The following is a 15,844-nucleotide window of genomic DNA, read 5'->3' on the forward strand; positions in this document are numbered from 1 at the left end:
CCCCCGAGGGGGAGCCTCGATCGTCTTGGGGCGACCCGGCGGCGACCTACAATCCGCCCCCGTGCAAGAGATTTTGAATATCGCGGCCTACAAGTTCGTCGCCATCGAGGACGGCGAGGCCCTGCGCGAGGTGCTGCGCATCCGCACCCATGCGCTCGCGCTCAAGGGCACCATCCTCCTGGCGCCCGAGGGCATCAACCTGTTCGTCGCCGGTGCCCCCGCCGCCGTGGACTCCTTCCTCGACGGCCTGCGTGCCGATGCACGCTTCGCCGATCTGGAAGCCAAGAAGAGCTGGTCCGAGACCCAGCCCTTCCGGCGGATGCTGGTCAAGCGCAAGCGCGAGATCATCCGCATGGACCATCCCGCCATCCAGCCCGCCGCCGGCCGCGCCCCCAGCGTCGACGCGCCCACGCTGAAGCGATGGCTGGACCAGGGCCACGACGACGCGGGCAAGCCGATCGCGCTGCTCGACACGCGCAACGCCTTCGAGGTAGACCACGGCAGCTTCGAAGGCGCGATCGACTGGCGCATCCGCAAGTTCACCGAATTCCCGAAGGCCTTGCGCACGCACCGCGAGCAGTTGGCCGGCAAGACGGTGGTGAGCTTCTGCACCGGCGGCATCCGCTGCGAGAAGGCCGCGATCCTGATGCGCGAGGAAGGCCTGAGCAACGTGCTTCAGCTTGAGGGCGGCATCCTCAAGTACTTCGAGCAGGTGGGCGGCGCGCACTACCGTGGCGAGTGCTTCGTGTTCGACGGCCGCGAGACGCTGGCGCCGGATCTGAGCGCGCGCTCGAACCGGGCAAGCGCTCGGGCAGCTGAGGATCCGGACCTGGCGATCAAGGGCTGAGAAGCGTACAGCCCGCCCTCACTGCATTCAAACAGGCGTGGTCTTCACGTCGGGCTCCTGCCCCTGCACCCGGAACGGATGTCCCGGCAGCGGGATGAACTCGGTTTCGCCTGGCACCTGGCCCATGCGCTGCGCGGCCCAGGCTTCGCCGGCTTCGAGGATGCGCTCGCGGCGGCTGGAGACGAAGTTCCAGGTGATGTAGCGCGGGCCGTCGAGCGGCTCGCCCCCGATGATCACGACGCGCACCGCGGCGTCGGTTTCGAGCACGCCGCCCTGGCCGTCCGGCAGGGTCGCCATCTGGTGCTGCGCCACCGGCACGCCGTCGAGCCGGATCGCGCCGTCGATCGCATAGACCGCCATTTCATCGGCCAGTGCGGGCAGCTCGAAGCGCGCGCCCGCGGGCAGGGCCAGGTCGAGGTAAAGCGTCTTCGAGTAGGTCTTGACCGGCGAGCTTGCGCCGAAGGCCTCGCCCACCAGCACCCGCACCGCCACGCCCTGCACCTCGACGGCCGGGATCTGGTCGGCCGCGGTATGCGAGAAGCTGGGCTCGACCTCCTCGAAGGCCTGCGGCAGCGCGGCCCAGAGCTGCAGGCCGTGGTTGACGTAGGTGGCCTCGAGCAGCGGCTCGGGCTTGCGTTCGGAATGCACGATGCCGCGGCCGGCCGTCATCCAGTTGATCGCGCCGGGACGGATCTCCTGCACCACGCCCAGGCTGTCGCGGTGCATCATCGCGCCCTCGAACAGGTAGGTGACGGTAGCCAGGCCGATGTGCGGATGAGGCCGCACGTCGTGCTCCTTGCCCGGCGTCTCGGTGGCCGGGCCGAAATGGTCGAAGAACACGAAGGGCCCGACCGAGCGCCGCTTGGCGGCGGGCAGCAGGCGGCGGACCTTGAAGCCTCCGCCCAGGTCCTTGTCGTGCGGTTGAAGGAGCAGTGCTTCTGTCATCGTGAGTTCTCCGTCGAATGGTCGGGAATGGTTCCAGGGTCCAGGCCCTCGCGCAACACGGCCGTGGCACGAAGGCCGGGGAACACCGCGGAACCGGCTTCGCCGGGCCGCTGGTGTTGCCCCCGGCGAGGGGGTGGGCGGCCACACGAAGTGGGCCAACCTGGGGGTGTGCCTATTCTCGTGATGCTGCCACCTCGGCCACGTGCTCGCCAAAGGCGATGGCGGTCTCGAGGTCGCCCTTGGCCATTTCCGCCGGGCTGGCATCGGTCGGCGATGTGGTCAGCAGGCCGCCGTAGCCGCCGACGTAGTTGATCGAATCGCGCCGCGCTGCCTTGTCGTTGCTCGGCATCATGCCGATCGGCACCCACAGCCCGCCATGCTGGCTGGCCAGGTGCCACAGGTAGGTCAGCGTGGCGCCCTTGTCGCCGTTCATCGCGGCGCTGTTGGTGAAGCCGGCGAAGAGCTTGTTCTTCCAGCCCTGGACGAACCAGACCTTGGAGGAGGCATCGGCGAACTTCTTGAACTGCCAGCTCACGCCGCCCATGTAGGTGGGCGAGCCCATGATGATCGCGTCGGCCGCGGCGAGCAGATCCCAGCCCTCGGACGGCAGGTTGCCGTCGGCATCGATCTGCAGCAGCCGGGCCTCCGCGCCATCGGCCACAGCCTGCGCGATGCGCTGCGTGTGGCCGTACCCCGAATGAAAAACAACAACGATGTCGGTCATGCGGGATTATTGGCGATCCACGCTCCGGGCCTTCTTCAGCGCTTGTCGATGCTGAAGCGGCCGGCACCGACGGCCGCGAACGCGAGCAGGCCGCCTGCCACCGCGATGTTCTTGAAGAACATCAGCTGGTTCACGAAGGCTTTGTCGGCCGGCATGCCCCAATAGTTGTGGAAGAAGATGCTGGCCGCGACGGTGAACACGGCGAGCACGATGGCAGCGATGCGCGTCTTGTAGCCGACGAGGAACATGAGCCCCACGCCGAGCTCCACGACGATCGCGATCACCGCGCCCAGTTGCGGCAGCGGCAGCCCGACCGAGCCGATGTAGCCGACGACGCCGGCAAAGCCCGTGAGCTTGCCGAAGCCGGCCGGCACGAACAGGAGCGCGATCAGCACGCGGCCGATCAGGGCCAGCGTGTCCTGGGCCGTGCTCGCCGTCGCTGGCGCGGCAAAGGTCGATGCGGTGGTGGTGCTAGTGGACATTGGAAGAACTCCTCTGGTTGATAAAAAAGAAAAAGGCGGCGGCGCTCAGGCCGCCAGGTCGAACACCAGCACTTCGGCATCCTTGCCGGCGCCGAGCGTGAGTTGCGATTCGCGCTCGATCAGCGCGGCATCGCCGGTCGCAAGCTTCGTGCCGTTGACTTCGAGCTCGCCTTTCACGAGATGCACGTAGCTCTTGCGCTGCGGGTCGAGCGTCAGCTCGGCCTTCTCGTCGCCGTCGAACAGGCCGGCGTACAGCCGCGCATCGGCATGCACCAGCACCGAGCCATCGGTACCGTCGGGCGAAGCCACCAGGCGCAGCCGGCCCCGCTTGTCGGCATCCGGAAAGGCCTTCTGCTCGTAGCCCGGCGCGATGCCGCGCACGTTCGGCTCGATCCAGATCTGCAGGAAGTGCGTGGTCTCGTCGGCCTTGTGGTTGAACTCGCTGTGCATCACGCCGCGGCCAGCGCTCATGCGCTGCACGTCGCCCGGCGGGATCGACTCGACGTTGCCCATGCTGTCCTTGTGCGCCAGCTCGCCCGAGAGGACATAGCTGATGATCTCCATGTCCCGATGGCCGTGCGTGCCGAATCCGGCACCGGCGGCAACGCGATCCTCGTTGATCACGCGCAGGTTGCCCCACCCCATGTGGGCAGGGTCGTAGTACCCCGCAAAGGAGAAGCTGTGGAAGGAGCGCAGCCAGCCATGATCGGCATAACCGCGTTCCTGGGATTTGCGAACCTTCAACATCTCTGAACCTCCTGCCCCGGGTGCTCAAACCTCGGGGCTTTCATATGCCGCGCCGCATGCGCAGCGGATGAATGGAACTTTAGGGCCCGCCCCCTGTCCCGGAAGCGCCACGATTTGATGGCATCATTCAAATCGTTTGAACGATCGGATTCGCCATGCACAGTGCCCGCGACGTCCTCACCCCCGATGCGCTCGCCATGCTGCAGACCGTGGTCGACACCGGCAGCTTCGCCGCCGCTGCACGCCACCTGGACCTGGTCCCGAGCGCCCTGAGCTACCGCGTGCGCCAGATCGAGGACGCGCTGGACGTGCTGCTCTTCGACCGCAGCGCGCGGCAGGCGAGGCTCACCGAGGCCGGCGCCGAGCTGCTGCGGGAAGCGTCCTGGCTGCTGAACGAGATCGATGCCGTGGCCAATCGGGTCAAGCGCGTCGCCACCGGCTGGGAACCGATGCTCACCATCGCGATCGACAGCGTGATCGCGCGCGACCCGATGCTCGACCTGGCCACTGCCTTCTTCGCCCTCGATCCGCCCACCCGCCTCAAGCTGCGCGACGAAACCCTGCTCGGCACCATCGAGGCGCTCAGCAGCGGCGTGGCCGACCTGGCCGTGGGCGCCGTGCTCGACGCCTCCAGCCTCGCCTTCGGCAGCACCGGCATCCGCAGCCGGCCGCTGGGGCACCTGCGCTTCGTGTACGCGGTCGCGCCGCACCATCCGCTCGCGCGCCTCGAAGGCCCGCTCTCAGACGCCGTGCTGCGCCAGCATCGCGCCGTGGCGGCGGCCGACTCCTCGCGCGCCGGGCCGAGCATGACGGTCAATCTCGTGAGCGGCCAGGACGTTCTCACCGTGCCGACCATGCAGGCCAAGCTGGCGGCGCAGCTGCACGGCCTGGGTGGCGGCTTCCTGCCCGAGCCGATGGCGCGGCCCTACATCGAGGCCGGCCACCTGGTCGAGCGCAAGACCGAGCGCGCCCCTCCGACGGCCACCATGCATTGCGCCTGGCGCGAGCGCACCGCGGGCAAGCCGGGCCGCGCGCTCAAATGGTGGCTCGAGCAGTTCGAGCACGAGGGCACGCGCCGCGCACTGCTGGAGCGCCATCGCGGACGCTGAACGCCTCCCGGTATGTCGGGCCGGTTAGAGTCGGCCACTGCCCAGCCAAACCTCGACCGAGACAACGCCATGATCCTCCGCCCGCCAGCCGACCGCCACCGATCCCCCGCTCCGCGCCACTACGCCATCGTCGGCGCAGGCATGGCCGGCGTGGCCTGCGCCCGCACCCTGGTCCAGGCCGGACACCGCGTCAGCGTCTTCGAGCGCGAACCCGCGCCCGGCGGCCGCATGGCGAGCGAGTCGACGCCCTTCGGCCGCTTCGACAGCGGCACCCAGTACTTCACCGTGCGCGATCCGCGCTTTGCACGCGCTCTCGAGACCGCGGATGGCTGCTGCCGGCCCTGGAGCGCCAACCTCGTGCGCGTGCTCGACCCGCACGGCCGCGTGGCAGAGGCGGCCTTGCCGGGCCGCGAGCAGCACTGGGTGGCCCAGCCCGGCATGGATGCCCTGGTCGCGCATTGGGCAGCGCCATTGGGCGATGCGCTCATCACACGTACCCGGGTGACGTCCATCGAGCCCGATGCGCTCGATTCGCAGCACTGGCAGCTGCGCACCGAGGGTGCCGACGATGCGCGGCACGTCTACTCCGGCTTCGATGCCGTCTTGCTGGCCGTCCCACCCGGGAGCGCGCGCGCCCTCCTCGGCGGCAGCGCGGCGATGGCACAGTTGCGCGAAAAGACCGAGGCGGTGCGCATCGCCCCCTGCTGGACCTTGATGATCGCCTTCCCGCAGGCCAACCAGCCCACGCTCTCGCACCTCGGCCCGCAATGGAACGCGGCACGCAGCAACCACCATCGCGTGGCCTGGCTCGCGCGCGAATCCTCCAAGCCCGGCCGCGAGCGCATCGAGCGCTGGACGCTGCAGGCCAGCCCGGCTTGGTCGAAGGAGCATCTGCGCGACGATGCCGCGCGGGTCGAGGCCAAGCTGCTGCGCGCCTTCTCCGAGATCACCGGCATCCGCGCCACGCCTTCGCATGCGCAGACGCGCTGCTGGCCCGAGGCGCAGACCCAGGTGCCGATCGGCGCCCCGCACCTTTGGGATGCCAAGACCCGCCTCGGCCTGGCCGGCGACTGGTGCACCGGCCACCGCGTGGAAGACGCCTTCCTGTCAGGCCTGACCCTGGCGCTGAAGGTGGCCTGACGAAGCGTGCATGCCATGACTGCCGTCGGCCGCTTCGCGCCCTCGCCTACCGGTCCCCTGCATGCCGGCTCGCTGGTCGCCGCGCTCGCGAGCTGGCTCGACGTACGAGCCCACGGGTCGCAAGCGCGCTGGCTGGTACGCATCGAGGATGCCGACACCGAGCGCTGCCTGCCCGGCATGGGCGAGCACATCCTGTCGCAACTGGCGGCCTGCGCCCTGCTGCCCGACGCGCCGCCGGTCTGGCAGACGCAGCGCGGCGCGCTCTACGCACGCGCCCTGGAGCACCTCAAGGCCCTGCAGCTCGCTTACCCCTGCGGCTGCTCGCGCAAGGACATCGACGAGACGCTCGCGCTGCACGGCGAACCGCACCAACGGCACGGCGAGCGCGTCTATCCCGGCACCTGCCGCGACGGCCTGCATGGCAAGCCGCCGCGGGCCTGGCGCTTTGCCGCGGAGCAGTACGAAGCCGCCCGGACCTCCAAGAGGCTCTGCTGGACCGACCGCCGGCTCGGCTGCCAGTACCAGGACGTCGCGCGCGAGGTCGGCGACTTCGTGCTCAAGCGGGCGGACGGCCCGTGGGCCTACCAGCTCGCGGTCGTGGTGGACGACGCCGACCAGGGCGTGACCGACGTGGTGCGCGGCGCGGATCTCGCCGACAACACCGCCCGCCAGATCCTGCTGCAGCGCGCGCTGGGACTGCCGCAGCCGCGCTACCTGCACACGCCGGTGATACTCGGCGCCGACGGCGAGAAGCTGTCGAAGCAGAACGGCGCAGCGCCGATCGACACCAGCACGCCCGCCGCTGCCGTGGCCGCGCTGAATGCCGCGGCCGGCGTGCTCGGCCTCGCTGCCGCGAACGCATCGACGCCCGCGCAGGCCCTGGGCGGATGGGTCGAAGCCTGGCGCGCTCTTTACAATCCGCGCCCGTGATGATGACCGAGCCCGCCAACGATCCCGCGCACGAAGAGGATCCGCCCTCCGGCGACACCCCGCCGCATCCCCTGCACCGCCGCCTCAAGAGCTTCGTCCGGCGCGCAGGCCGCACCACCGATGGCCAGGCACGCGCCTTCGCCGAGCTGGGGCCGATCTTCCTGGTGCCCTACCGCGCCGAGCCGCTCGACCTCGAAGCCGCCTTCGGCCGCGCCGCGCCCACCGTGCTCGAGATCGGCTTCGGCATGGGCGAGGCCACCGCGCACATCGCCGCGCTGAAACCGGAGACGAACTTCCTCTGCTGCGAAGTCCACGAGCCCGGCGTCGGCGCACTGCTTAAGCGCATCGGCGAGCAGCAGCTCGCCAATATCCGCATCTGCGCCCACGACGCGGTCGACGTGCTCGACCACATGCTCGTGCCGGGCACGCTGGCCGGCGTGCATGTGTTCTTCCCCGACCCCTGGCACAAGAAGCGGCACAACAAGCGGCGCCTGATCCAGTCGCCCCTGGTTCGCAAGCTGGCCGAGCGGCTGGCGCCCGGTGGCTACCTGCATTGCGCCACCGACTGGCAGCCCTATGCCGAGCAGATGCTGGAAGTGCTGTCGCAGGAGCCGCTGCTGCGCAACACGGCCGCGGCCTATGCCCCAAAGCCGGACTACCGGCCGCTCACCAAGTTCGAGAACCGCGGCCTCAAGCTGGGCCACGGGGTGTGGGACCTTGTCTTTACGCGCGTGTAGGGCGGCGGAGGCAAATCGCGCCCTGCTGGGTGCAAAAAAAGATGGCTCCCCCGAAGAGGAGCCATGGGAAAAGCCGTTCCCGGCTTTGCCGGCAGGGAGTCGGGTAGTGCTGAAAGCACAACCCATTGAAAACCGGCCGGGCATTACAGCTTTCAAGACATCCATATGCCTCGACCGCCATCTCGCCGATCGCTGCTCCCAAGGCGCCCGCCCCGCACCCGCTTGCACTGTCTGCGCGGACTGCTCCCACCACGCACCCTGCAACCGCGTGCGCGCAAGGCCCTGGGGACCGAAGTCGCCGCGACGCCGGCGCTGATCGCCGCCGACCTGGTTGCGGTCGATCGTGCCGGGGATGCGAACCCCGCGCACACGATGCCCTTTGCTGACACTGCCCAGATTGATGTCACTCTTGCAGAGATCGGCGCCCAGCCGCATTGAGATTGCGCGCGTTGAGCTACTTCTTCGAAACCTCAACTCCTTGCTTCTGCAAGTCCTCCAGTGCCTCGGAAAGATCCACGCCTTCTTCGGTCTCCGCGATCCCGCAGGGTTTCGCGCGCATGCGCTTGCGACGTGGCCACACGGGCTGCGACAGCAGCAAGACAGGCTCGTCGCAACGCAGAGGACGCGAGCTAGCGCTCAGTGTGCGAGGCCGCTGTAGACGCTCTCCGACTGCACCTCGCCCTGCGCCGCGAGCACATGCTTCTGCGCCGCCATGATGAGCGCCGCGCGGTAGGCCGAGCGGCTTGCGATCTTGGTGTGGGCGATGATGGTCTGCCACTCGCGCTCCAGGGTCTGGGGCGAGCGGTCCGCGCTGCGGTTCATCAGCGCCTGGCTCACATCGATGAGCGCGGCGGCCGAGCCGAGGCAGATGTTGATCGCCGATTGCGCAGCGCTGACGCGGAAGCGGTCGTCGCTAACGGCCGAGCCGGAGTCCTGCAACACATCCAGTGGCAGGTTGGCGGTGGGGCCGAGATACGGCGCGCCTTGCATGTCGTTGTCGGCGCGCGCCAGCACCTGTTCGATGGTGGAGAGTGCACTTTCCAGCAGGGAAAGGTCAGAGGGCTTTTTCTTCATGTCGGTCGCCGGGAGGGCCATCAGGATCGATCGGCATGTTGCCATCGGAGGGTTCTTTCGCCGTGTGCAATAAGCCACGAACTACAAACAATAGTTAACACTTGACTTCAGTTAACGAACCTGGCCTAGCGTGAACTTGTGCCTTCGTCCAAAGGCACCGAAGTTGCTACATTTTTCGGTCATATAACGAAAGGGCCTCTCATGGATCGGTCACGAAGGCTCTGGCTGGGCAAGGCGGGTGCAGCGCTGCTGCTGGGCAGCGGGCTGGCCAGGACCGGCCAGGCGCAAACCGCCCGCCCCGCGGGCCGCACGGTGGTTCTGGGACAGTCCGTCCCGCTGACGGGCGCCGCCAGCGAGATCGGGTTGGCCTTCGCAGCGGGTTGCCGGCTCTATGCGAACCAGTTCAACGACGCCAGCGCGGCCACCGGCCTGCAGCTGAAGCTGCTGCAGCTCGATGACGGGTACGACGCGCAGCGCGCCGCGGCCAATGCGCGCACCTTGCTGGTCAACGACAAGGCCGACATGCTGTTCGGGTTCGTGGGCACCGCCAGCAGCGAGGCTGGCGCCGCTGCCGCGGCCCAGCAGGGTACCGTGCTCTTCGCGCCCTTCGCCGGCGCGGACAGCCTGCGCAGCGCGGCCCATCCCAACGTGTTCCACGTGCGGCCCAGCATGGCCGACGAAGCCATCAAGATGGTGCGCCAATGCGCCACCGTGGGCCAGACCCGCATCGCGCTGGTCGGCGACGACGACGCCATGGGCCGTGCCGGCCTGGCCGCGGTGCAGCAGGCCATGGCCGAGCAGAAGCTCGGCCCGCTGGCCGCCCAGGCGCTGGTGCCGGCCGCCGACGGGAAGCTCGATGCCGCGCTGGCCGACGTGCTGAAGGCCTCCCCGCAGGCCATCGTGCTGGTGTCGCTCTCCGGTACCACGGCCGAGGCCATCCGCAAGCTGCGCAAGAGCGGCTACAGCGGCAACTTCATGGCCTTCTCGATCGTCGGCATCGACCCGCTCTACGCCACGCTGGGCAAGGACATCCGCGGCATCGTGATTGCGCAGGTCGTGCCCTCGCCGCGTTCCGCAGCCATCCCCATCGTCAAGGAATACCTCCAGGCTGTCGACAACTCGGACCAGACGGCCTCCTACGAGGGCCTCGAAGGCTTCATCGCCGCCAAGGCCGCCGGCGAGGCGGTGCGCCGCGCAGGGCGCGCCTTCACGCCGGCCAGTCTGCAGCGCGTGATGGCGGGCATGACCGACTACGACATCGGCGGCCTTCGCATCAACCTGCGGCCGGGCCTTCGCGATCCGCAGCGCACCATCGACCTCATCAGCATCACGGCGGACGGGCGAGTGCTTCGGTAGAAGGAAAGGTCCTACGTGACAGCCTGCCGGCCAGCGCATAGGATTCCGCGTTGTCGCGGCACGCTGCCCGCGGCATCCGCCATCCGGGCGCGAAGGACAACATCATGGCCGTACGTTCCATTGCTTCGTTGACGCTGAGTTTCGGGTTGGTTTCCATCCCGGTGCGCCTGTACTCGGCGACCGAAAGCGCCTCCACCGTCAGGTTCAACCTGCTTGCCAAGGACGGTTCGCGCGTCAAGCAGCAGTACGTCTCCGAGAAAGACCAGAGCGTGGTGCCGCGCTCGGAGATGATCAAGGGCTACGAATTCGAGAAGGACCGCTTCGTCCTGTTCACGCCCGACGAGCTGAAGGCGCTCGAGGAAGGCAGCAGCCACATCGTCGAGATCACGGCCTTCATTCCCGAAAGCGCGGTCGACCCCATCTACTACGACAAGGCCTACTTCCTGGCCCCCGACAAGCGCGGCGGCAAGCCCTACGCCCTGCTCACCGAAGCCATGCGCAAGAGCGGGCGCTGCGCCCTGGCCAAATGGTCTTGGAAGGCCAAGCAGTACGTGGTCCAGATCCGGCCCGCGGAAGATGGCCTGATCCTGCAGCAGCTGCTCTACGCCGACGAGGTGCGCTCGATGAAGGAGCTGGACATCGAGCAGGTCAGCGTGTCGCCGGCCGAGCTGCAGCTCGCGCTCCAGCTGATCGACCAGATCTCGGAAGACGCCTACGACCCGAGCCAGTACGTGGACGAGGAAAAGAAGCGCGTGCTCGCCGCCATCGACGAGAAGATCGCCGGCAAGCACATCGTCGCCTCCGCCCGCGCCGAGGAGACGGGCAGTGGCCAGGTCATCGACCTGATGGACGCGCTCAAGGCCAGCCTCGGCAAGAAGCCCCGTTCCACGCCCGCCACCCCTGCCGCGCCCGCTGCACCCGGCAAGACCGCCGCCAAGACGGCGCGCGGCAACGTCTCTCCGATGTTCGAGGCCACCGAGAGAAAGGCGCCCAGGCGCGCCACCAAGAGCAACGAACCCGCCGCGACGCCCGCGCGCGCGCGTGCCAGGAAAGGGTGAGCGCCGCCCGGCCGCCCGAAGGCGCTCGCCCCCTCCTTCAGGAGGGGGTGCGCGAAGTACACGAAGTGACGAGCCTGGGGGAGGTTGCCTTATGACCGCTGCCGGCACCGCGTCGCCGTACACAATGCGGCGCGTGCAGCAGATGCTGGGCATCTCGCGCGTGGCGATCCAGCGCCTGGTGAGCGCCGGGTTCGTCATGCCGACGCGCGGCACGCGCAACGAGTTCCGTTTCAGCTTCCAGGACCTGATGCTGCTGCGCACGGCCCAGGGGCTGCAGGAGGCGCAGATCCCGCCGCGCAAGATCCTGCGTTCGCTGCGCAGGCTGCGGGCCACGCTGCCGGACGAGTTGCCGCTGACAGGCATGCGCATCACCGCCGTGGGCGCCGACGTCGCGGTCCGTGATCGCCGGGGCACCTGGGAAGCGGGTTCGGGGCAGTTGCTGCTGGATTTCGAGGTCGCGCCGGTCGACGGGCGCGTGGCCTTCCTGGACTCGAACAGCGCCCGCTCGACCAGTGCCGTGGACGCGCAACAGCTGTTCGCCCACGCCGAAGCGCTGGAGGACACCGATCCCGCCCAAGCCGAAGCCGCCTACCGCGCGGTCATCGCCGCAGCACCCGACCACATCGACGCGTATGTCAACCTCGGTGCCCTGCTCTGCGATCTGCAGCGCTATGAAGACGCGGTGCAGCTCCACGAATCCGCCCTGCCGCGCCGCCCGGCCTCGGCCCTGCTGTTCTTCAACCATGCGATCGCGTTGGAAGAGCTGGGGCGCCTGCGCGCGGCGGCCCTGAACTACGAGCGCAGCCTGCAGCTCGACCCGGACTTTGCCGACGCGCACTACAACCTGGGCCGGCTGAAGGAGCTGTTCGGCGACGCCCGCGGCGCGCTGCGCCACCTCAACGCGTACCGGCGACTGACCCGCTGAGCGGCCGCGCGCATGAACCTCGAAGGCGTGATCGCCAAGCGCCGACAACGGTATCGGGTTCGACGTCAGCTCACCGATCGGAGGGAGCCTTGGGCTGATCGGCATGCGGGAACGGGTGCTTGCGATCGTTCCCGCTTAAGTTTCCCCTAAGACTCGGGACAGACACTGCATGCCGGCAGCCCGCTCTCTTCCTCCCTCCTCCCTCAACCAGGGCTGTCCTTCACCCGCTTCGGCGGGTTTTTTCTGTGCGCGAGGCAGCGGCGATCCTGGAGAGCGAAACCGTGCGTCGAGGCACGGCCGGCGCCTCATTGCAGCGCCTGCCTCGCAGCGGCAATGAACGGCTCAATGAACGGACTGTCCACATCGTGGCGCCGACTCACGGCCACATCGAAGCCTTCGATGACACCCGCCAGCTTGCGCACGACCACGCCCGAAGGAAGGCCGGCGGCAGCGCACGCAGGAACCACAGCACACCCCTCTCCCGCGAGCACGAGCGCCAGCGCAGCATGTACCGTTTCCACACGCTCGACCACTTGCACCGTCACCTGATGCCGCCGAAGCAACGCGGCGACCATCGACGTGTCGGCGTCCTCTTTGAGTGAGGGCAGCGCGATCATCTTCTGGTCCTGAAGCCGCGCCATAGGAATCGACGTGAGGCGAGCGAGCGACGAATTTGCCGGTACGGCCAGCCGCAGCGGTTGCGAACCGACGATGGTGTTCGCCACCTCGGCACGCTGGATCGGCGGCATGCACAAACCCACCGTCACCTTGTGCTGCAGAACCTGCGCTTCGCAAGTGGCCGCGCTCATCTCGACGAATTGCAGTTCGACATCCGGCATGCTGCGATGGAGAAGCGGGACCAGCTTGGGCAGGATGGCGTAGCCCAGCGAGAACATGTAGCCCACCGTGAGCCGGCCGCGCCGCCCGGCCCCGACCGCGCGAGCGGCCTCGAAACCTTCGTGCGCCAGCGCCAGTGCTTCGCGCGCGCGCGCGAAGAGGGCACTGCCTGCGTCGGTGAGCCGCATCCCCGTCGATTCGCGCAGGAACAGCGGGGTCCCGATCTGCGCCTCGAGGTTGCGGATCTGGACGGTCAATGGCGGCTGAGCCATGTGCAGCCGCTGGGCGGCCTTACCGACGCTGCGGGCCTCCGCCACGGCGACAAAGTAACGCAAGCTCTTGAGGTCCATGCCCATACGATTCCGATATGTGCGGATTGTGAAGGAGTATTGGACCGGCAAGCAGGTCGTTGGCACTCTTTGTCCTGTCGCCGGCCAGTGTGGCCGGCAGCTGACAGAGGGATGCTGGATGGCCGAGGAACTTTGCTTTTGGACTGCCGTGCGCCTTCGCGAAGCGATCGCGCGCCGTGAAGTCTCGCCCGTGGAGCTGACCCGGGCGGTGCTGGACCGCGCCGCGCGGCTGCAGCCGAAGCTCAATGGCTTCATCACGCTCTGCGCGGACGAGGCAATGCGCGACGCCAAGACCGCGGAGCAAGCCGTCATGCGCGGCGCGACCACGGGACTGCTCCACGGCATTCCCTATGCCTGCAAGGACCTCGTCAACACCGGGGGCGTGAAGACCACCTTCGGTTCGCTGCTGTTCGCCGACAACATCCCGGCCGAGGATGCGGTGGTCACCGCTCGCCTGCGGCAACAGGGGGCGATCCTGATCGGGAAGACGACGACGTCGGAGTTCGGTGCGAAATGCCTGACCGATGCGCCCTTGTTCGGGCGCACGCGCAATGCCTGGCACCCGGATCGCACCAGCGGCGGATCGAGCGGCGGCGCAGCCGTTGCGGTGGCGGCAGGGCTCGCGCCGATCGGCATCGCCACGGACGGCGGCGGCTCCACCCGGATCCCGGCGGCTTGCAATGGGGTAGTGGGGCTGAAGCAGTCGATCGGTCTGGTCCCCCATTCGCAGGCAGAAGACGTCATCGGCAATCTCACCTACGTCACGCCCATTTCGCGCACGGTCGCCGACACCGCCCTCATGCTCCAGGCGATGGCGGGCGAGGATGCATGCGACCCCTGGTCTGCCGGCGTTCGGGCCGAGGACTACCTGCAAGCCGTGCAATCGGCGAGGAACCTGCGCGGCAAGCGCATCCTCTTCGCGGATGTGCCCCCCGGAAAGCCGATCGCGGCCGACGTTGCGTTGTGCTTCGAGTCAGCCCTGGGCCTGTTGCGCGACCTCGGCGCGGACCTGGCCGAGATGCCGCCAGGGGCTGACTTCGACGTCGAGCCGCTCTGGCGCACGATCAATCACACGGTGTGGAAGGCACGCTTCGGCAAGATGGCCGAGGAGCAGCCACATCGGCTGAGCCCTTCATTGCTCCAGCAGATCGCCCTCGCGAACGACTACACCGCGGTGGACTACCAGCGAGCGAATTTCGCCCGCACCCGGCTCTTCCGGCAGGTGCAGGCGCTGCTGCAGGAGCACGATTTCATCGTGGTCCCGACGCTCGCGCGAACCGCCCTGCCGATCGACCAGGACCTGTTCGGCAAGCTCGAGATCGACGGGCGGCTCTTCGACGAGGTGCGCTCCAACTGGTTCCCCTGGACCATGCCCTTCAATCTGACGGGCCATCCCGCCATCACGATCCCCTGCGGCTTCGGGCGCGACGGACTGCCGATCGGGCTGCAGCTGGTGGGGCGGCTGCGCGGGGAGTCGGATCTTCTTGCCGCGGCGGCGGTGTTCGAGGCTGCCAGCAATCTTTTGGCCCGTTGGCCGGACATGGAGGTGCAGTGATGAACGTGTTGCAGACTTTCCGTTCCACCTTGTGGATCGCAGCCCTTGCGGCGCTGGCAGTCGCCTCGGCGCCGGTGCAAGCGCAGGCGCAAGTGCCGGCCGCAGGCGCCCATCCGCTGCGCCTCGTTGTCGGATTTCCGCCTGGCGGCGCGCTGGACACGCTCGCGCGGGCGCTGGCCGAGCAACTGCGCACCGGAGGGGAGGAGCAGGTGGTCGTGGACAACAGGCCCGGCGCCGGCTCGAGGATCTCCATCGAGTACGTGAAGCGCGCCGCGCCCGACGGCAGGACCGTGCTCCTGTCTTCCAACGCGCCGATGGTCATCTTCCCGATGACCTACAGGCAGCTGGCCTACGACGTCGATCGCGACTTCATCCCCGTGGCCCATCTCGTCGAGGTTCCCACGGTGATTTCCGCCGGCGCGGACCGGCCCTACAAGACCTTGCAGGACTACGTGAGCTGGGTGCGCGCCAACCCGTCACAGGCGAGCGTCGGGCTCACCAACCTCGGCGGGACGCTCCATTTCGCCGTCCTCGGCATGGCCAAGACCGTGGGCGTTGCGCTGACGCCCGTGGCCTACAAGGGTGGCGCACCGCTCGTGACGGACTTGGTGGGCGGCCACGTTCCCCTGAGCACCGATGCCCTGGCGAGCCAGTTGGAACTCCATCGCGCCGGCAAGGTGCGCATCCTGGCGGTCTCCGGCACGCGCCGCAACGCGTCTCTGCCCGATATTCCGACCGCGCACGAGGCCGGCATCGACGCCTTCGACCATGCAAACGCCTCCTACAGCGCCTTCGTTCCGGCAGGCACGCCCGCGGTGGTCGTGCAGCGTCTGGAGCGGGCCTTCGTGGCGGCCATGCAGCAAGCGCAGGTCAAGAGCGCAATGGCCCGCGCAGGCATGGTGGCGACGGGGCTGCCCGGCGACGCGGTGAAACGCGCGCTGAGTGCGGAGCGTGACTTCTGGCGCCCCCTGGTGCAAGCCTCGGGATTCCGCAGCGAGGAGTGACGGCGCTGCGCCCACCGCGCAACC

General features: G+C 68.4%; 16 protein-coding genes. 10 read left to right on the forward strand and 6 right to left on the reverse strand.

Going from position 1 to position 15,844, the window contains the following annotated elements:
- Positions 1–61: 61 nt before the first annotated feature.
- On the forward strand, positions 62–847 hold the full coding sequence (locus E5P3_RS16845; RefSeq protein WP_162587018.1) for a sulfurtransferase: 786 nt from the start codon (positions 62–64) through the stop codon (positions 845–847).
- 27 nt (positions 848–874) lie between these two features.
- Here E5P3_RS16845 and E5P3_RS16850 read toward each other — a convergent pair whose 3' ends face one another.
- The 4 genes from E5P3_RS16850 to E5P3_RS16865 all read right to left on the reverse strand — a co-directional run bounded on the left by E5P3_RS16850 (position 875) and on the right by E5P3_RS16865 (position 3,745).
- Positions 875–1,792 carry a pirin family protein gene (locus E5P3_RS16850; RefSeq protein ID WP_162587019.1) on the reverse strand — a complete coding sequence of 306 codons (918 nt, stop codon included), beginning with the start codon at positions 1,790–1,792 and terminating at the stop codon, positions 875–877.
- Positions 1,793–1,964: 172 nt separating this feature from the next.
- Complete coding sequence (locus E5P3_RS16855; protein ID WP_162587020.1) at positions 1,965–2,516, reverse strand: flavodoxin family protein; 552 nt, start codon at positions 2,514–2,516, stop codon at positions 1,965–1,967.
- 35 nt (positions 2,517–2,551) lie between these two features.
- On the reverse strand, positions 2,552–2,998 hold the full coding sequence (locus E5P3_RS16860) for a DoxX family protein (protein WP_162587021.1): 447 nt from the start codon (positions 2,996–2,998) through the stop codon (positions 2,552–2,554).
- A gap of 45 nt (positions 2,999–3,043) precedes the next feature.
- On the reverse strand, positions 3,044–3,745 hold the full coding sequence (locus E5P3_RS16865; RefSeq protein ID WP_162587022.1) for a pirin family protein: 702 nt from the start codon (positions 3,743–3,745) through the stop codon (positions 3,044–3,046).
- Positions 3,746–3,900: 155 nt separating this feature from the next.
- Here E5P3_RS16865 and E5P3_RS16870 point away from each other — a divergent pair, with 155 nt between their 5' ends.
- The 4 genes from E5P3_RS16870 to trmB all read left to right on the forward strand — a co-directional run bounded on the left by E5P3_RS16870 (position 3,901) and on the right by trmB (position 7,661).
- Positions 3,901–4,854: a LysR family transcriptional regulator gene (locus E5P3_RS16870; RefSeq protein ID WP_162587023.1), complete on the forward strand. Its 954-nt coding sequence runs from the start codon at positions 3,901–3,903 to the stop codon at positions 4,852–4,854.
- 69 nt (positions 4,855–4,923) lie between these two features.
- Positions 4,924–5,994: an NAD(P)/FAD-dependent oxidoreductase gene (locus E5P3_RS16875; protein WP_232073172.1), complete on the forward strand. Its 1,071-nt coding sequence runs from the start codon at positions 4,924–4,926 to the stop codon at positions 5,992–5,994.
- A gap of 15 nt (positions 5,995–6,009) precedes the next feature.
- Positions 6,010–6,924: a tRNA glutamyl-Q(34) synthetase GluQRS gene (gluQRS, locus tag E5P3_RS16880; protein WP_162587024.1), complete on the forward strand. Its 915-nt coding sequence runs from the start codon at positions 6,010–6,012 to the stop codon at positions 6,922–6,924.
- A gap of 2 nt (positions 6,925–6,926) precedes the next feature.
- Positions 6,927–7,661: a tRNA (guanosine(46)-N7)-methyltransferase TrmB gene (gene trmB, locus E5P3_RS16885; RefSeq protein ID WP_232073470.1), complete on the forward strand. Its 735-nt coding sequence runs from the start codon at positions 6,927–6,929 to the stop codon at positions 7,659–7,661.
- A 636-nt stretch (positions 7,662–8,297) separates the two neighbouring features.
- Here the strand turns inward: trmB and E5P3_RS16890 are convergent.
- Entirely contained in the window at positions 8,298–8,780 is a 483-nt protein-coding gene (locus E5P3_RS16890) for a hypothetical protein (protein ID WP_162587025.1), read from the reverse strand.
- Between the two features lie 156 nt (positions 8,781–8,936).
- Between E5P3_RS16890 and E5P3_RS16895 the strand changes: the two genes are divergently transcribed.
- The 3 genes from E5P3_RS16895 (at position 8,937) to E5P3_RS16905 (ending at position 12,074) form a co-directional block, all read left to right on the forward strand.
- Positions 8,937–10,091: an ABC transporter substrate-binding protein gene (locus E5P3_RS16895; protein WP_162587026.1), complete on the forward strand. Its 1,155-nt coding sequence runs from the start codon at positions 8,937–8,939 to the stop codon at positions 10,089–10,091.
- Positions 10,092–10,195: 104 nt separating this feature from the next.
- Complete coding sequence (gene ku / locus E5P3_RS16900) at positions 10,196–11,149, forward strand: non-homologous end joining protein Ku (RefSeq protein WP_162587027.1); 954 nt, start codon at positions 10,196–10,198, stop codon at positions 11,147–11,149.
- Positions 11,150–11,240: 91 nt separating this feature from the next.
- Positions 11,241–12,074 carry a tetratricopeptide repeat protein gene (locus tag E5P3_RS16905; protein ID WP_162587028.1) on the forward strand — a complete coding sequence of 278 codons (834 nt, stop codon included), beginning with the start codon at positions 11,241–11,243 and terminating at the stop codon, positions 12,072–12,074.
- Positions 12,075–12,379: 305 nt separating this feature from the next.
- On the opposite strand, the gene E5P3_RS16910 is transcribed toward E5P3_RS16905, so the two are convergent.
- Entirely contained in the window at positions 12,380–13,261 is an 882-nt protein-coding gene (locus E5P3_RS16910; protein ID WP_162587029.1) for a LysR family transcriptional regulator, read from the reverse strand.
- A 118-nt stretch (positions 13,262–13,379) separates the two neighbouring features.
- Between E5P3_RS16910 and E5P3_RS16915 the strand changes: the two genes are divergently transcribed.
- The gene (locus E5P3_RS16915; RefSeq protein WP_162587030.1) at positions 13,380–14,816 is read left to right on the forward strand and encodes an amidase; all 1,437 of its coding nucleotides are present in this window, start codon (positions 13,380–13,382) and stop codon (positions 14,814–14,816) included.
- Positions 14,816–15,820, forward strand: coding sequence for a tripartite tricarboxylate transporter substrate-binding protein (locus E5P3_RS16920; protein WP_232073173.1), 1,005 nt, complete (start codon positions 14,816–14,818; stop codon positions 15,818–15,820). Before E5P3_RS16915 ends, E5P3_RS16920 begins: the two co-directional genes overlap by 1 nt.
- The last annotated feature ends 24 nt before the right edge of the window (positions 15,821–15,844 follow it).

It is taken from the genome of Variovorax sp. RA8 (assembly GCF_901827175.1).
In the GTDB taxonomy this organism is placed as follows: domain Bacteria; phylum Pseudomonadota; class Gammaproteobacteria; order Burkholderiales; family Burkholderiaceae_C; genus Variovorax.